The 16,210-nt window shown below is 60.0% G+C and carries 13 protein-coding genes and 1 pseudogene; 10 read left to right on the forward strand and 4 right to left on the reverse strand.

All coding sequences use genetic code 11. The annotated features are described in order from the left end of the window. Nucleotides 1-55: 55 nt before the first annotated feature. The 3 genes from ACRB8A_RS19510 (at nucleotide 56) to ACRB8A_RS19520 (ending at nucleotide 4,052) form a co-directional block, all read left to right on the forward strand. On the forward strand, nucleotides 56-2,701 hold the full coding sequence (locus tag ACRB8A_RS19510) for a family 78 glycoside hydrolase catalytic domain (RefSeq protein WP_432246208.1): 2,646 nt from the start codon (nucleotides 56-58) through the stop codon (nucleotides 2,699-2,701). 50 nt (nucleotides 2,702-2,751) lie between these two features. After that, nucleotides 2,752-3,501, forward strand: coding sequence for an SDR family NAD(P)-dependent oxidoreductase (locus tag ACRB8A_RS19515; RefSeq protein ID WP_432246209.1), 750 nt, complete (start codon nucleotides 2,752-2,754; stop codon nucleotides 3,499-3,501). Nucleotides 3,502-3,794: 293 nt separating this feature from the next. Continuing rightward, on the forward strand, nucleotides 3,795-4,052 hold the full coding sequence (locus ACRB8A_RS19520; RefSeq protein ID WP_432246210.1) for a hypothetical protein: 258 nt from the start codon (nucleotides 3,795-3,797) through the stop codon (nucleotides 4,050-4,052). Between the two features lie 776 nt (nucleotides 4,053-4,828). Here ACRB8A_RS19520 and ACRB8A_RS19525 read toward each other — a convergent pair. Then, complete coding sequence (locus tag ACRB8A_RS19525; RefSeq protein WP_432246211.1) at nucleotides 4,829-5,539, reverse strand: hypothetical protein; 711 nt, start codon at nucleotides 5,537-5,539, stop codon at nucleotides 4,829-4,831. On the opposite strand from ACRB8A_RS19525, the pseudogene ACRB8A_RS19530 reads away from it, so the two are divergent. Then, a pseudogene (locus ACRB8A_RS19530) lies at nucleotides 5,538-5,759 on the forward strand (levanase); the annotation flags it as partial. The gene ACRB8A_RS19525 and the pseudogene ACRB8A_RS19530 sit on opposite strands and share 2 nt — an antisense overlap. A 26-nt stretch (nucleotides 5,760-5,785) precedes the next feature. Here ACRB8A_RS19530 and ACRB8A_RS19535 read toward each other — a convergent pair. After that, nucleotides 5,786-6,661 (reverse strand): ornithine cyclodeaminase family protein, encoded by an 876-nt coding sequence (locus ACRB8A_RS19535; RefSeq protein ID WP_432246212.1) that lies wholly within the window; start codon nucleotides 6,659-6,661, stop codon nucleotides 5,786-5,788. 714 nt (nucleotides 6,662-7,375) lie between these two features. After that, entirely contained in the window at nucleotides 7,376-8,071 is a 696-nt protein-coding gene (locus ACRB8A_RS19540; RefSeq protein WP_432246080.1) for a GntR family transcriptional regulator, read from the reverse strand. Between the two features lie 300 nt (nucleotides 8,072-8,371). On the opposite strand from ACRB8A_RS19540, the gene ACRB8A_RS19545 reads away from it, so the two are divergent. From ACRB8A_RS19545 to ACRB8A_RS19570, 6 genes are all read left to right on the forward strand, one after another. Continuing rightward, nucleotides 8,372-9,139 carry an amino acid ABC transporter ATP-binding protein gene (locus ACRB8A_RS19545; protein WP_432246081.1) on the forward strand — a complete coding sequence of 256 codons (768 nt, stop codon included), beginning with the start codon at nucleotides 8,372-8,374 and terminating at the stop codon, nucleotides 9,137-9,139. A 2-nt stretch (nucleotides 9,140-9,141) separates the two neighbouring features. Further along, nucleotides 9,142-9,780 (forward strand): amino acid ABC transporter permease, encoded by a 639-nt coding sequence (locus tag ACRB8A_RS19550; RefSeq protein ID WP_432246082.1) that lies wholly within the window; start codon nucleotides 9,142-9,144, stop codon nucleotides 9,778-9,780. After that, the gene (locus ACRB8A_RS19555) at nucleotides 9,777-10,442 is read left to right on the forward strand and encodes an amino acid ABC transporter permease (protein WP_432246083.1); all 666 of its coding nucleotides are present in this window, start codon (nucleotides 9,777-9,779) and stop codon (nucleotides 10,440-10,442) included. Before ACRB8A_RS19550 ends, ACRB8A_RS19555 begins: the two co-directional genes overlap by 4 nt. Before the next feature lie 46 nt (nucleotides 10,443-10,488). Then, nucleotides 10,489-11,337, forward strand: a complete 849-nt coding sequence (locus ACRB8A_RS19560; protein WP_432246084.1) for a substrate-binding periplasmic protein — start codon at nucleotides 10,489-10,491, stop codon at nucleotides 11,335-11,337. 122 nt (nucleotides 11,338-11,459) lie between these two features. Continuing rightward, the gene (locus ACRB8A_RS19565; protein ID WP_432246085.1) at nucleotides 11,460-12,704 is read left to right on the forward strand and encodes an NAD(P)/FAD-dependent oxidoreductase; all 1,245 of its coding nucleotides are present in this window, start codon (nucleotides 11,460-11,462) and stop codon (nucleotides 12,702-12,704) included. 497 nt (nucleotides 12,705-13,201) lie between these two features. After that, on the forward strand, nucleotides 13,202-13,975 hold the full coding sequence (locus ACRB8A_RS19570) for a transposase (protein WP_432246218.1): 774 nt from the start codon (nucleotides 13,202-13,204) through the stop codon (nucleotides 13,973-13,975). A gap of 1,064 nt (nucleotides 13,976-15,039) precedes the next feature. Here the strand turns inward: ACRB8A_RS19570 and ACRB8A_RS19575 are convergent. After that, a complete protein-coding gene (locus ACRB8A_RS19575; protein WP_432246086.1) occupies nucleotides 15,040-16,020 on the reverse strand; it encodes a dipeptidase in 981 nt (326 codons plus the stop codon). Nucleotides 16,021-16,210 lie beyond the last annotated feature (190 nt).

Below are 16,210 nucleotides of genomic sequence, written 5' to 3' on the forward strand. Positions count from 1 at the left end.
GGGCGCCCCGGAGTTGTGCTGCCGTTTGCTCTATCTACCATTCCTTAGGAGTTTCATGCCACCCATCGTCACTGCTGCGCCGGGACAGCCCAAAGTTAACCACCGAGCGGTGGCCTTGGGTGTCCCCTCAGCATCCCCTCGCATCAGTTGGGCGGCAACCGCCCAGGCAATCGGATATGAAGTGGAGTCGACATCAGCAGAGGGCAACGTTTGGACTTCTAAGGTAGCTAACGAGGCCTACCTCGGTACGGACTGGATCGGGCCGGCACTCCAATCCAGGGCCAGGCGCATTCTTCGGGTCCGCGCAATTCTCGAGTCAGGATATTCCGCCTGGTCCAAGCCAGCGGAAGTAGAAGCCGCACTGCTCGAAGTGGAGGATTGGACCGCGTCCTTCATCGAGGCACCGATAACTCAAGCTGGGCGGCCCGTCTTTCGGCGCCGCTTTCAAATTCCAGGCGACATGGATAGCGCACGGCTGTACATCTCCTTCCATGGAATCGGCGTCACCCGGATCAACGGCCACAGAATAGGCGACGACGTCCTCGCGCCAGGGTGGCAGCACTACCCCACCCGGCTGGCTGTGAACGTCTACGACGTGACCCAGCACCTGAGCCAGGGAAACAATCTGATTGAAATTGAACTCGGCGATGGCTGGTGGGCCGGCTACCTCGGGTTCAACGGGCTGCAGAACATTTACGGTGACAAGCTAGGAGTGATTGCTCAGCTCGAGACCCGCAAGGGAACTCAGCTGGAGACCGTGCTGTCCACTGATGCGCAATGGGCGTGGACACACGGTCCGACTCTCGCTGCCGACTTGTACAACGGGGAAACGTTCGATGCGCGGCAGATTCTGCCTCACGACTCAGACATCAGCGATGCGGGGCGTTGGTTCCCCGTCACCGTGGTATCCGACGAGCAAACGCAAAGACCACTCCGATCCATTGACGCACCCGCCGTCCGCAAGGTCGAAGAATTGTCACCGCACCAGATATTCCAGTCGCCAAGCGGCCGTCTGCTCGTCGACTTTGGCCAGAATTTGGTCGGCTGGCTACGTCTGACAGCCGAAGGCCCGGCAGGAACGGAAATCCAAATCCGGCATGCAGAGGTCCTCGAACACGGGGAGCTAGGGGTCAGACCCCTCCGCGCAGCGGAAGCAACTGACAGATGGTTGCTCGCAGGAGACGGCAGGGAGACCTGGGAACCATCCTTCACCTATCACGGCTTCCGCTATGCAGAGATCAGCGGCCTACCATCGGAAAGCCTGCAGCCCGAGGATGTCCAGGCTATTGTCGTCAGCTCGGACCTCGAACGGGCGGGGTGGTTTGACTGCGACCATGCGGACCTCAAGCGGCTGCATGAGAACGTGGTCTGGAGCATTCGAGGAAACTTCGTATCAATTCCCACCGATTGTCCCCAGCGGGACGAGCGGTTGGGATGGACGGGCGACATCGCCGTCTTTGCCCCCACAGCCTCCTATCTGTTCGACAGCACCGCGTTCCTCAACTCCTGGTATGAAGACCTTGTGTCCGAACAGCAGGACGATGGGCTAATCCCGTACTTTGTACCCTCCCTGCCCTTCCCCCAGGAACTTGCCGACAATCCGGTCTTCAAGCACACTCACACCGCGGTGTGGGGTGATGCGGCCACCCTCGTTCCGTTCGCCCTCTACAACGCAACGGGTGATGTCAATATCCTGCGCCGTGCATTTCCAACGATGAAACGGTGGATCGACGGCGTCGCCGCCCTGGCTGGTCCTTCCAAAGTCTGGGATCAAGGATTCCAATACGGGGATTGGCTCGATCCGACCGCCCCAGCGGAGGAGCCTGCCCATGGCGCGACAGACCCGTCGCTTGTGGCGACAGCGTACTTCGCGCATTCTGCCAGGCTTGCCGCACGCGCTGCTGAACTACTTGGTTTTGAAGCGGAACATGAGCGGCTCCAAGCGCTGCACAATGACGTTGTTGGCGCGTTCAGGCAGCGGTTCGTAACAGGGGCAGGTCTATTGACCAGCGATTCACAAACTGCGTACGCAATTGTCATCCAGCTGGATCTCTTGGATGCGGAAACTGCACGGGAAGCTGCGGCCGCTCGACTTGTCGAGCTCGTCAGGGAAGGCGGACACAAAATCGGTACAGGTTTTGTTGGAACGCCTCTCATCCTCGATGCACTCACTTCGGCCGGTGCACTGGAAGATGCTTACAAGCTCTTAATGCAGACTGAGCTTCCATCGTGGCTGTATGCCGTTGAACTGGGTGCAACCACTATCTGGGAACGGTGGGACAGTATGCTCCCCGACGGTTCCATCAACCCTGGCGGGATGACATCATTCAACCACTACACCTTTGGAGCCGTGGCCTCTTGGCTGCACTCTACGGTGGGCGGCTTGTCCTCCCTCGCCCCAGGATGGACGCGCATCCGGGTGGCTCCCCGTCCTCATGCTGCGATCTCGCAGGCCTCTACAGCGCACATCACGCCAGCGGGTCGCGCAGCCGTCGCATGGAACATTGAAGCAGGCGTCATGACACTCAAGGTGACGGTTCCGCCCGGCACGCGTGCTGACGTTGATCTCGAAGGGTTTCCGCTCCAAGAGCTTCCACCCGGTGACCATGTCATTCGAAGGCCATGGCCGGCGACAGACACTGAAGACGTCGCAGGATGCTCGTCCGAAGAAGCATCCCTAAGCCCTTCTGCGTCACGGTAATCCATAGAACACGTGATGAACTTTCAACTCCGATAGACACGAGGACTCACATGAGCGATTTTAGCGGGCTTGTAGCCGTAGTTACCGGCGGCGCATCAGGCATTGGCGCCGCCGTCGTGAACAGACTCACCGAAGGCGGTGCGCAGGTCGCTGTGCTGGACCTTAGCGCCTCCAGCGGCGGGGCACCATACAGCGTGCAGGCGGATGTGTCTGATGATCGTTCTGTCCGAGCGGCAGTGGGCGCGGTCGTGGCCAGGTTTGGTCGAATTGACATCCTGGTGAATAACGCGGGCATCGGCGCTGAGGGGCACGTCGGCGACAACACTGATGAGGAATGGCACCGGGTGTTCGACGTGAACGTGCTGGGTCTGGTGCGTGTGAGCCGCGCGTGCCTGCCGTATCTGCGATTGTCCCCGGCGGCAGCCATAGTCAACACTTCCTCCGTGGTCGCAACGACGGGGCTACCTCAGCGGGCCCTCTACAGTGCCTCCAAAGGAGCGGTGCTGGCACTGACGCGTGCCATGGCATCTGACCATCTACACGAAGGCATCCGCGTTAACTGCGTCAACCCGGGTACCGCTGACACGCCCTGGGTCGGGCGGCTGCTCGCGACCGCGGAGAACCCTGCAGCGGAGCGGGCAGCGTTGGAGGCGCGTCAGCCTCACGGCCGCCTTGTGACCCCGGAGGAGGTAGCCGATGCGATCGCCTATCTGGCGAGCCCCCGCTCGGGTTCAACGACCGGTCTTGACCTGGCAGTGGACGGCGGGATGCAGGCGCTCCGTCTCCGGCAGCCGCAGTAGACCGAGGTGCAGCAACTTGCAGGCCTGTAGCGGTTGCAAAGGACTACTCCAGCCCCATCTTCGGACCAAGTCGGCTAGCACTTGGAGATGTGGCTCTGGGAAGCCGGCGAAAGCCCGGGTGAACCTCACTGTCGGCTCCCTCGCTGGAACGAGTTGCGCCTCACCGGCGAATTGTCGCCAAAGCCGGAGAGGGCAGGAGGAGGCCGCGAGCCCGACAGCACGTCGTGCTCCGCCGCTGCCACTACTGCAACAGACCAAAAGAGCGGACAGATGCGCCAGCCCAAGGAGACAAGATGAAGCAAGGAGAAGAGCCTCAAGCGGGAGTTTCAATTCAGGACATCAGTGTCGGAGACAAAATCCTAGCCTGGCACAACGGAAAGGTGTACTTCCGCGGGGTGGTTGTTTCAACTGTAAGGTCGCTCGGCCTGATCTCCATTAAATGCGCCGAGAAAGGTGTTGTGCGGCTGATCGACACTACCGTTCTCACTGTCACCAAAGTTGATCTTCCTGATAGCCGCCTAAGCGTGCATGCGTTGTTCCTCCAGCCATAAGGAATGCCCACATGTGCGCCGCCTTAGCTTTGAGCGGAGGATCCGCATCTCAAACCACCTGCTTGACGATCTCCCGACAACGCCTCCAAGAAGGCTCATTCTGCGATCAAATAATGAGGGGGCTCGACGAACCAGAAATACCCATGATCAAGTCCGGTGGATACCGCCCATTCAGCAGAGGCAGGACTTCGAGTTTAGAACTCTCCTCACCCAGCTGGTCTTGCGCGCATCCACTTATACCGCGGCCGGGTTAGCGGGCCCGTAAACGGGCGACTGGTTGGGTGGCAGATGCTCGACAAACGGATCGATCAGCGTCCCGTAACTCTATGGAAACCGATCCCGCTTGGCCTGATCAACATTGTGGGTAGGGCCCCGCTGAGTCGATGTCAGATAGATGGAAGGCGCTGCGTTACTGAAGGCGGCGGGGAGCATTCCTGCGCTGGTGTTCTGACCGGGCCGGGCCACTGATTGAAGTCGCTTCTCCGTTCGCTGCATTCTTATCAAGCAGGTAACAGGCGTCGTCAGTGCGCGCCCGCGGATGAGGCAACGCCCCGCGATTGCTTGGTGTGATCAGCATCGAGGACGGTTCATTTCTCTTGGCTGAGAGCGGGGCTACTGCCATCATCACAAACCCGGAAGGTGCCATGACCAGGCCGACGGCGAGCAGGGATTGTCCCAGGCCGTAACCTGTAGTCTTGGGCAGCTGGATAATCTTCGGCAACGCGGGGGACATGGAGAACATGGCGAACGCGACGACGAGGGAGGCGATGTTGAGGCTAAGGGCCAGTTTGAACCGCCTGCACACCCCTGTTTTTCGTAGGTAATTCAGCCTCAGAGGTTAGCGTGGCCCGGTAGGTTGCCCAGTGCCGCGCTGTGGCGTGCAGGGACGCGGACGGGATGGGTTGTTCGCTGGGGTCGGGTACGTCGAGGCGGTCGGTGTAGTAGAGGCTGGGGACTCCGAGACGTGTTTGTGCCGAGGTCCAGCTTTGGTAGGCGGCTTGGCTGGGCAGGGCCCAACCGTCGGTATCGATTAGCAGTTCCGGACATGCAGATGTGGCGACGCGGGCCCGGTGAATCATGGTGTCGATGACGCCGGTACCGGGCCTGTTGTTGGGTGGTTCGTTGTGGCCGCCTGGCTGGTCGAGCATAAGCACATCCTTGAGGCGGAGCATGTCGGTGACGTCGCGGAAGCCGGGGTCCGGGGTGTGGGTGATCACGAGGGCGTCGGGGTTGATCTTCTTGATGGCTTGGTAGAGGACTGCTAGCAGTTCGTGGAGCAGGTCGATGCCCCATGATGGCCCGGCGTGGGTGAGGGCGGAGCCTGAGGGGGTGGAGGCGGTGAAGTCTATTTTGATTCCGTCGGCACCGAGCTCGTCGATCATGGTCCGTGCTGCTTGCTGGATTAGTTTGCGCCCGGCGGGTGATTCGGGGGTCGAGGGCGACGGGCTGACCGGTGTGGTCTCGGACGCAGGCTTCCCCAACGTCATGACTGCCATTCCAGCCCACGAGGATGACATCTTCAGGCCCGCCATCCACTACACGGCCAAAAACACCTGGTTGAACGACCCGAACGGACTCGTCTACCACGAGGGTATCTACCACCTGTACTACCAGAACAATCCCTTCGGGAACGTCTGGGGCAACATGTCCTGGGGCCACGCCACCTCGTTGGACCTGGTCAACTGGGACGAGCAGCCTGTGGCCATCTATAGCTCCGTTCAGGACGGGGTCGTTCAGCGGGCGGCGACGTTCATGTTTCTGGAGGCCTGGACAACGGCCCTGGCAATAACAAGGTCCTCCCAGGACATTCCTGAGCTCTTGAACAGGACGGGCCGGTTGGGATCGAGGTGCACGGCCCCGGTAGCAACGTCCTTCATCGGGATCAGCTCGTCTGCGGATAGGGTTTCTTCGGCAATGGCCAGGATGATATCGCCTGATTCCCGTAGGGCGGTCTGGATGTCTTCAACGACCACCTGCGCGCGGCCGCACAGTGCGGCGTCGACTTCCCTCACGTGGGGTTCGTGTGAACCGACCGCAACGACAATGGCATCGGTCCGCAGTAGGGAGGAGTCGAACAACGGTTCGCTTGCGGATGTTGCGCACACGATGACATCGGCTGCAGCCACCGCGGACGTCGCCGCCGGCGAACCAAGCTGGACAACCTCGTCTGCAGCCTGCGGCAGGCTGACCCTGTCGGGGTTGCGGACTATGTAGGTGACGCTTTCGATGTCCCTGCGCCCATCCATGACGTCCGTGATGGTGTCCACATGCCCCACACCCTGTTGGCCGGCACCGAAGACGGCCAACCGTAGCGGAGTGGAACGCTGGATGAGAACGGGGAAGATTCCGGCGATGGAAACCGCAGGCGTCCGCAGCGTCGTCAGAGCGGTCCCATCCAGTACGGCTTCGGGCGTGAGTGTCCGGGCGTCAAAGATCAGGTAGAGCGCCTGGATGCGTGGCAGGTCAAGGCTCGGATTGTTCGGGGCCACCGTAGCTACCTTTACGCCGGCATGGCCTGCAGCTTCCGCCGGCATGATCAGGAACTGCCCCTGGCTCAGAGGGACGATCCCGCGGGCAGAGTCCTGGGCCGGGTCCAGGCCAGCGATCAAGGAGTCCGTAATGGCCGCAGTTGCTTGAGCCGGAGTGATAAGACTGCGGACCTCCGCTTCGGGAATGAAACTAAGCTGCACGGGCTTCACCGCGGTTCAAGTTGGTACATGGGCGGTTTTGACTTGGCGATGTCTTCAAAAGTGTTCTACCCGTCTGGGAGGACCCCACCGAGGGGACACATTGGATGGTTGCATGTCGTCGGCCGTGGAAGTCGAGGAAATGCAGGGACGTAAGCGGTGGGGCCAGAGCGAAGTCAACGACCTTGTCGACAGTGACGGCAGTTGCTACGTAGTTTCCCCACCGCCTTAGTGAGGTATTACACCCAATAGTAAGTGGTAGCACGCATTTTCGCCAGCGTCCGTTCAACTGGCTGACCGGAGGATGCGACTTTGGGGGATCCTCTTGCGCCCATGGGCAGTTAAGGTACGACTGAAGACGAGGACTTTCCGCCGCGCGGCCTCGAAAGTAGTGGCGCTCCCGCTGACCCGTTGACGGGTTGGCCCTAAGAGGGTGCTCTGGGGGACCATCAGGGGATGTCCAACCATGCTTTTGCCTGGAGCAGGCAAGGTTGTGGCAAAGGCCGTAAGTTGCCGGGGCAAAGTTGTAATCGCCGCTGTTAGACCGGCGACACCCACGGCAACGGGGAACTTCTGAAATCACAGGAACGGGGAGGGGGCTGGATATGGGACTGCGCATCCCCTCGCCCTTCACCGCTAGGCCTGGCTTAGTTCCTCAAGCCTCCCGGCCCAAATGCCGCGCACGTGACGCATATGGCTCTGCATGATTTCGGCGGCCCGACCGGCGTCGCCGGCTTCCATCGCATCCAAGAGCAGCCCATGCTCTTTCGTTGATTGCACGAAGACATCGGTGCCAGCGAGCTTGTCCAGACCAAGGAGCCTGCTCTGGTCCCGAAGGGAGCCGATGACGTCCAGGAGCTTGGGATTCTTCAGGGTGGCAAGAACGGTGAGGTGGAACTCCCGGTCGGCATCCACAAATTCTTCCCATTCGCCTGCTGCCGCAAATGCATCGGTTCTGCGGCACAGCTTGCGCAGAGGTGCGAAGTCAGGAATCAGGGACCTCTCGGTGATTTCGCGGACCGACGACACCTCGATCATGGCCCGGATCTGCACTATGTCGTCGAGTTCCTTGTTGGAGGGCTTCCGGACAAGGAACCCTCGGTTGCGCTTCATTTCGATCAGCCCCTCCTTTGCAAGGTCATGCAAGGCCTCACGAACGGGGGTGATGGAAACATTGAGCCGCTCCGCGACGGCGCCGATGGAGTGCATGGATCCCGGTTCCAGGCGTCCGGAGACGATTTGGGACCGGATAATTCTCACGGCCTGCTCTCGGAAGCTTTGGGTCCGCACCTCATCGCCCGCACTCTCATTCCACGTCAATGCTGTCGCCATGTTTCCTCCTGAAGTGCCCGTAAGGTTTCAGACCCAATTCTACGCACCAAGGCATGGCTCCGCGAGGCCTCCCTGATTTCGGCCTCTGACTGTTTTGCGACAGCCGCATACTCCAGAACCATTGTCCGGTAATCAAGGAGCTGGCCCTCCTTAGCTGAAAACCAGCAGGGCCAAGGAAACTGTTCGCGAAGTCAACCCTAAACACCTTTTCCTAGTAAGGTATTACACCGCAATGAATGTTATGCTGGTCCGCAAGAGATCTGCGTCACACCTGGCAAATCCCGGACTAAAGGAGTTTCAATGGCTGTTTCCACCCTGCCAAAGCAGATGGTTAGCCTTAGAGGAGTTTCGAAGAGCTATGGGGACAAGGTCGTCTTCAGCTCAGTAGATCTGGACGTTGCCCCCGGCGAGGTTACGGCCATGATCGGGCCAAGTGGGGCTGGCAAGAGTACTCTTCTTCGCTGCATCAACATGCTTGAACGCCCCGACGAAGGCGAAATCACCATCGGCGGAAAGACCATTTCGGCCGGTAAGAGCGCTTCGCTGAAGGAGATCGAGGCCCTGCGGCGCAAGGCTGGAATGGTCTTTCAGCATTTCAATCTGTTCCCGCATATGTCTGTCCTGCAGAACGTGTCCTTTGCCCAGCAGCGCGTTTTGAAGCGCAGTAACGCAGAGGCTGACAAGCGCTCCCGCGACCTGCTGGACCGGGTTGGCCTGGCCGATTTTGCGGACTCCTACCCGGCCCGCTGTTCAGGCGGACAGCAGCAGCGCATCGCCATCGCCCGGGCACTGGCAATGGACCCGGAAGTCATGCTGTTCGATGAACCTACCTCATCCCTGGACCCGGAAGTGGGCCTTGAAGTTCTGGCTGTGATGAAGGAACTGGCCAAAGAAGGCATGACCATGATCGTCGTGACCCACGAGATGGCCTTCGCCCGCGACGTATCGGACCGGCTGGTCGTCATGGCTGACGGGGCGATCATTGAACAGGGTGACCCGCACAAGATCATGTCCAATCCCGAGCACCCGCGCACGAAACTGTTCCTGCGTGCCGTGGTGGGACGGTAGCCATGGAACATCTGCAGGCAGTTCTGCTGGGTGTCCCGCTGACACTGGTCATCACCTTCTCATCTCTTCTCATCGGTGCGGTTGTTGGTGTCCCGTTGGTCCTCGGGCTCAGGTCACGCCAAGTCGTGCTCCAGTTCGTCTCCCGGGCCGTCATCGATCTCCTGCGGGGCATTCCTGCCGTCGTCTGGCTCTTCGTCATCTATTTCGGCGTGAGCATCGGAGCCTTCCATTTCGAAGCCACGACCGCGGCCATCATCGGACTTGGCCTGGTCTCTGCCGCGTACATGGCGGAGATTTACCGGGGAGGAATCTCTGCTGTACACACCGGGCAGTGGGAGGCGGGAAGCGCCCTCGGCGTAGGCCGCTGGGGAATTTTCAGCCGAATCATCGGCCCTCAGGCATTTAGGGTTTCGGTTCCCTCAATGACGTCCTACGGGATCAGCCTGATCAAAGACTCCTCCTTGGCATCCACTATCGGGGTTACGGAAATAGTATTCATGACCACCCAGGATGCCCGATCTAACGCGGGAGGGCTCCCCGTTTATGTCATCGCCGCTCTCGTGTATCTGGCCCTGTGCATCCCGCTGGCGCTTCTCGCCCGTCGCGTCGACGCCATCCTCCGGAAGAAGGTTTCCCGATGAATTTCCTGGCCGAATGGTCTGCTTGGTTTCCTACCCTGCTGGAGGGGCTCTCCCTGAGCTTGCAGATCACCGCAATCAGTCTGGTCGCAGGACTGCCCATCGGGCTACTGCTCTCCCTGATGTCATCCAGCCGCCAGCCGGCGGTACGCGTTGCCTCGATCGCCTTGGTGGAGGTCGGCCGAGGGGCGCCGACCCTTGTCGTCCTCCAGCTCTTCTACTTTGGGCTGCCCAGCGCGGGAATCACACTCTCCTCCTTCACCTCGGCCTGCGTGGCGCTTGCCCTGAGCACGGCGGCGTACACCAGTGAAATACTCCGCGCCGGACTGCAGGCAGTACCCACCGGCGAAACCGAAGCCTGCCAGACACTCGGCGTTTCCCCCCTGGACACCCTCCGCTTTGTCGTCCTTCCCCAAGGGTTAAGGATCGCCCTGCCCGCCCTCATGGGCTTCGCAATCATCATCTTTCAGGCCACATCCCTGTGCTTCACCATCGCGGTGCCTGAACTGCTCAGCCAGGCCTACTCCATAGGTTCTTCCACCTTCAACTACCTCAGCGTCCTCGCTCTCGCTGGCCTGATGTACGCCATCATCACCATCCCGGCAGGGTGGCTCGTCGGCGGCATGGAAAAGAGAATGTCCCGTCACCTCGCCCACGTCCACTGACCGCCCGGCGCCCACATCCTTCTCCCTCAACCCCCTAGGAACTCCCATGAAAAAAGCAGCACGGAACCTTTCCATTGCAGTCCTCGCCCTGGGCCTGGCAGCTTCAGCGACTGCCTGCAGCCGCAATGCCGAGTCGACTGTCTCCAGCGACTGCAAGCCCAAGCATCAGTTCTCCACCGTCGAACAGGGCAAGCTCACCGTCGGTATCACCGAGATCCCGCCCTACAGCTACACCAAGGACGGCAAGCCGGCCGGAGCCGACGTTGAGCTCATTACTGAATTCGCTTCAGAAAACTGTCTTGAACTCAAGACCGTTCCGCTGGCATACGTCGCTGCCGTCCCCTCGGTGCAGAACAAGCGCATCGATCTGACCGTTGGCGACTGGTACAGGACCGCGGCACGAACCAAGATCGTGAACCTTTCCGCACCGATCTATCTGGACGAACTCGGCGTCATTTCCCTGGACGGTCTGACCAACATAAACGACCTGAAAGGCAAACAAGTCGGAACCGTCGACGGCTACTTGTGGGTCAACGACTTGCGGAAGATGCTGGGCTCGGAGCTGAAGGTTTACCCTTCCAGCGTCGAATTAAAGCAAGACCTTGAGTCAGGGCGTATCGACGTTGGCGTAGATGCCTACGGCACGGCCCTGTACAACTTCCCGGAGGAGTCGAAATTCAAGGTCACGACAGTGGAACCGGACGATCAGGTCGCCGCCACGGTCGAACCGGCCCAGTCAGCCTTCCCGTACACGAAGGACAACGGCGAGCTCGGCAAGGCCCTGGACGGGACCATCGAGGAGAAGCGGAAGTCTGGTGACCTCGTCAAAGTACTGGAGGAAAACGGCTTGCCGGCAACCTCTGCTGAAGTCGGCGAACCGCGGCTCATTCCGTAAACCGCCCGTCCCCAGAGCTCTGTCAGCGTCCGCTTGCGGAGCTCTGGGCTGGAGGAAACCTTCCGCTCAGCCGCATCGGCATGTTATACAGCGCGATCACGATCGACAGAGGACCCGGAATCATGAAAACCATTGTTATCGGAGCAGGAGCCATCGGCCTGTCTTCAGCGTATTACCTTCGTAAGGCAGGGACAGAGGTCACCGTCGTGGATCAGGCCGAGCCCGGATCCAAGGCCTCCGCGCACAACGCCGGCTGGGTCGTGCCCAGTATGTCGGTGCCCGTGCCGGCACCTGGCATGTTGCCCCAGGCATTGAAGTGGATGACCCGGCGGGACAGCCCGCTATACGTCACTCCCAGCCTGAATCCGCGCTTCCTGGGATTCATGCTTGAGATGCTTCGCAACTGCACGCCCGTCCGTTTCGAGGCAGGGCTGGAGGTCCTTGCTCATCTGAGCAGCGACACTCTTCAGCTATTCGATGACATGGCCTCGGACGGAGTACTCTTCGAATCTCACACCGACCCCCTGACAATGCTCTACACCAACAGCGAAAACCTGCAGAAACACGCCACAGAGCTGGAAGAAATGGAAGAACACATTCCTGGATTTAAGTGGCGAACGATTCCAGGCAACGACCTTGTCAATGAGTGCCCATTCGTTAGAAAGGGTCTTGCCGGAGGTCTTCAAACGTTCGGCGACAGATCGTTGGACCCCGCATCCCTGACCCGCGGACTTACAGCAGCCTGCCGACGCGACGGAGTCGATTTCCGCATAGGTCACCCTGCCAAGATACGCATTGCAGGAAACGGTTCTGCCGAGGTTGAAGTCGGGGGAGAAGTACTTAGGGCCGACAAGATCGTCGTGGCGGCTGGTGTCTGGACAAACAAAATCCTCGCCGATATCGGCGACCGCGTCTCTCTCCTGTCAGGTAAAGGTTACGGCTACGACCTGCCGCTGAAGGCCGGAGGTCCGCAGTTCCCGATGTACCTCGCCGAAGCCAAAGTTGCCATAACCCCTCTAAGCGCAAAAGTGCGCATCGCAGGCACCATGGGATTCGGCGGAATCAACGAGCAAATCAACCGAGTGCGCGCCCAGGGCCTCCTCACCAGCCTTCCCAGGTACTTCGAAGACTGGCCATCCATCACCACCCCACCAGAGCCCTGGACCGGTCTTCGTCCCATGACCCCTGACGGGCTCCCAATCATCGGGACCTCACGCAAGCGCTCAGACGTTCTCATAGCCACCGGCCACGCCATGCTGGGCGTAAGCCTGGCACCCCCCACAGGGAAACTGATCGCCGAAATGGTCACCGGTGAAAACGCTTCACGTCATCTTTCCAGCCTCGCCGCCGACCGCTTCCGGCTCTGAGCACACCACCAATCCCCACGCGCTTTTACAGACTCTTCCAGCCGAGTACAGCGTGGAGTTCGTCCGGGCGTAACCGCCCAGGTCTGGTAGCGGGCCAACTACCTATCTCTGTGGATGGGGCTTCCCCGCAGGCCACATAGGCCCATCCACACGGCCGCCATCGACCAAAGGGTCTCTTCAGGGTTCCCAGGGAAATAGATTCTTGTTGTAGCTAGCAGTGGGCTCGTGGTCCCGCTGGGATGATTGTCATCTACGCATTCAACCTGAACCGGAAGGACGAGCCTTGTTAGAGCCTACTTTGGCGGCTGATGATGCTGCCAGCTTGATCTTCAACCTGGCTGATTACCGTGTCAACCGCGCTGCTGCTCCTGGACGGAGCACTCCACATCACGGTGGAGACTACGTTCCCGCCGGGCTGTTCGAGTTGCGGGGTGATCGCTGCCCGGGTGAAGGAGTGCCGTTGCCAGCGGCTGCGTGATGGACAAGTACTAGGCATTGTGGCCTGCCGCGGCAGCGAGGGCGCCGGGGACTGGCTGTTCGTCCGGCGCCTTCAGTGGCGCCTGGGGGTGCAGGTCGTTGCCATCGACCCGTCAGGGGCGTTCCGGAAGGCGTTGCTGATGTGGTTTCCGCGCACCGCCGTCTCGGTCGACGCGTTTCACCTTGTCAAGCTCGGCATCGACATGCTCGCCGAAGTCCGGCCGCGCCTCACCCAGCAAGTACATGGCCGACGGGGGCGCTCCATTGACCAGTCTGGGCCAACCGGCGGCTGCTGTTGCGGGCCGAGGACAGGCTCTCGGACCGGGCACGGGACAGGCTCAGCACGGTCTTCGCGACCGACGATGCCACGGGAAATTGCAGGCGGCTTTGGTGGTCAAAAGAGCATCTCCGGACGCTGCTCGCCACCGGATCCCTGGCCGACGCTGCCGCCGCGGAAGACAGAGCCCTGCGTCGAGGGCCGCCGTACGCAGCGAGCGGCCAGCCCGGCGGGGGCAAACCATACTAAACACGCTGCTGGCCGACGCGCCGCCGACCTCGTTCTGTTGCTCGCTCATCGCGGCCCGCTGCCCCACTTTTCGGTTGTCACACCCGGGGAACGCCGCTATCCAGGCGCGCTTTGTAGCAGCCAGGGGCCAGCCGCGTCAAGGAGATACCGACCTGGTCAGCCATCGCCGCCGGCATCAGGAAATCCGCCGCTTCATTCAGGGTTGCGTCCAGTTCCCTCCGGGTGTGAACGGCTACGGCGATACAACCGTGTGCAGTGTGCATGGTGATGAGTCCTTACTCTGAGGGCGGTGATCAGGTTTTTTGGGCACGCCGGATGCCTTTGGCGTGGAAGGGAGGAACGGTAGTGCCGGCACAGTCACCAGGCCTTGATCGAGGCGGCCCGTTGGCCCGGCGGAACCTAGGAGACAGGCTTTCAGTAGAAGGACAAGGGGACGGATTGTGGAACGCTGTAAACGGCGGCGAATTACGTCCGACGGTCCAATAATGGTGACTTCACCGTCTTCAGGGGGATTGCCAAATCCAGGCGAGGGAGGCCACGTCATCGGAGCTTTGGGCCGGGTCACCCGATGACGCCTCCAGGAGCGCAGCCCGGCGGCTGATCATCCCGGAGAGTTCGAGTGTCCTGCCGGGAGCACGGCCAGGGATTCACCCCGTGCCTTGTTGGGCAGCACGGCGGGTGGGGTTAACCGTGAGGGCCAGGCCGAAGGCGGTGGTGGTGGTCGTCGGTCTGTCCTTCAGGTTGTTCAAAGTCTTAGTCTTCTTGGGAGTGCTCTATGTATGCCGGAAGGGAACTTCCGGGATGGATTCCTCCCGCCGCAGATCGTCCGCGCCACAGGCACCACGTCCGCCTCCGAGATGGGCCTGCGGTACGGACGGTCTGCCGCCCTTCAAGCTCGCGCACCTCCCGATCAATGCGGCCACATAAGAAACAGCGGCTTTTAAAGCCACGTCCTCCACACCCCAGTGGCCCGGTCTTCGGTCTCGCACAACATCGAGCGCCATTGCCGCTGTCGGCCCCACACACCAACCATGTTTAATTGCGAAGGGCCTGATATCCGGCGTTTGATGGTAGAAAGCAGGCGGAAGAAGGGGGAGGATCTCGACCTAGGCTTCATGGCGATGTTCACTTGCAGCGGTAAACCGCATACATCACGGTGCCGGCGTCCATGCTGGGAGTCGTCGCGTACCTCGTGTTAGCGTTCGCTATCGCTGCGCTCCCTGCACTAAAGGGGGTCTGCCTGGCGCATGTCCAGCTTCAGTGCATCTCGGCTGCGCCACCAGTCAAAGCTGGCGCCGCCCATGCTGGGATCGAAGAGGAACGTAGCGAATTCTAGTTCCAAACTAGGGACAGGACCCTCATAAAGTTCTCGCCTAGAACCTTCTTTATGTCGCTCTCGCTATACCCACGGCCATGGAGACCCATAGCTAGCTGGAAGGTATTGGATCCGTCTAGGGGATAGTGCCACGGCGGGACCGGATACTCCTGCGGGTCCCAGTTGCCGAGCTCAATATTGGAGGTGTATCCGGAGTCATGGAAGAAATCTGTTCCCAGGCCGACATGATCGATACCGACTAGGCTCACCATGTAGTCCAGGTGGTCAAGAAGGTCGGCAACTGAGGGAGTGGTCGTTCTGTCAGTGATAAAACCTGGAAACGAACAGATTCCTATCACCCCTCTTTTTGAGGCGAGCATCTTAATTTGTTCATCGGTGAGGTTGCGAGGATGGTCGTAGACGCCCCGAGCATTCGCATGCGTGAAGACATCCGGATTGCTTGAGCATTCCATAGCTGTCATCGTCGTTCGGACACCAGTGTGAGAAAGATCCACCACGACTCCTGCGCTGTTCATCCTGCTGACAGCCTTACGGCCGAACTGCGATAAGCCTGCGTTTTCAGGTTCCAGGCACCCGTCCCCTAGATTATTCCGATAGTTGTAGCAGAGCTGGATGACCCCGACGCCGAGACGCTTATAAATATCCACCATGCCGACGTCCCTTCCCAACGGGCGGGCGTTCTGGAAGTGAAGCGCAACAGCCAGCTTGCCGTCACGCTTTGCATTCTCGATATCTCGTACAGACTCCGCAAGCATCAGTTCGCGTGGATTATTCTTGATCAGTTCAAGATATCGGGATACACGCTCGATCGTAACCGGCATATCTTCGGTGGTTACCACCGTAGCAAAAATTGCACTAATTCCTGTGTCGTAATAGCGTCGCCATTCTCGAAGATCTTGCATCATTGACGGAACTGCGGCATCAAGAACAATGCTTTCCCTGTAAAGGCGGAGGACGTCCTCCTGGATAGCACTCACGGTACCATTTTCCACTGTATTATTCTCCGTACTTTGAATGATCTTACATTCAGTCATTCGCTCCAAAAGCGGATAAGAAGCTGTTTGGGCGTTCTCCCAGTAACTTTGTCGATACTAAGCGGGGGCAGGCACTCGGTACTCAGAGCACCCCCGAGGCGGCCTTTAAACTTTTGCTAGCTAGGCCTAGCTG

The organism is Arthrobacter sp. G.S.26, assembly GCF_050847375.1.
Taxonomy (GTDB): domain Bacteria; phylum Actinomycetota; class Actinomycetes; order Actinomycetales; family Micrococcaceae; genus Arthrobacter.

Coding starts and splice junctions, on each gene's coding strand:
- ACRB8A_RS19510 (WP_432246208.1), top strand. CDS start 56: ATGCCACCCATCGTCACTGCTGCGCCGGGACAGCCCAAAGTTAACCAC.
- ACRB8A_RS19525 (WP_432246211.1), bottom strand. CDS start 5,539: ATGACGTTGGGGAAGCCTGCGTCCGAGACCACACCGGTCAGCCCGTCG.
- ACRB8A_RS19550 (WP_432246082.1), top strand. CDS start 9,142: ATGGAACATCTGCAGGCAGTTCTGCTGGGTGTCCCGCTGACACTGGTC.
- ACRB8A_RS19565 (WP_432246085.1), top strand. CDS start 11,460: ATGAAAACCATTGTTATCGGAGCAGGAGCCATCGGCCTGTCTTCAGCG.
- ACRB8A_RS19515 (WP_432246209.1), top strand. CDS start 2,752: ATGAGCGATTTTAGCGGGCTTGTAGCCGTAGTTACCGGCGGCGCATCA.
- ACRB8A_RS19520 (WP_432246210.1), top strand. CDS start 3,795: ATGAAGCAAGGAGAAGAGCCTCAAGCGGGAGTTTCAATTCAGGACATC.
- ACRB8A_RS19560 (WP_432246084.1), top strand. CDS start 10,489: ATGAAAAAAGCAGCACGGAACCTTTCCATTGCAGTCCTCGCCCTGGGC.
- ACRB8A_RS19555 (WP_432246083.1), top strand. CDS start 9,777: ATGAATTTCCTGGCCGAATGGTCTGCTTGGTTTCCTACCCTGCTGGAG.
- ACRB8A_RS19545 (WP_432246081.1), top strand. CDS start 8,372: ATGGCTGTTTCCACCCTGCCAAAGCAGATGGTTAGCCTTAGAGGAGTT.
- ACRB8A_RS19540 (WP_432246080.1), bottom strand. CDS start 8,071: ATGGCGACAGCATTGACGTGGAATGAGAGTGCGGGCGATGAGGTGCGG.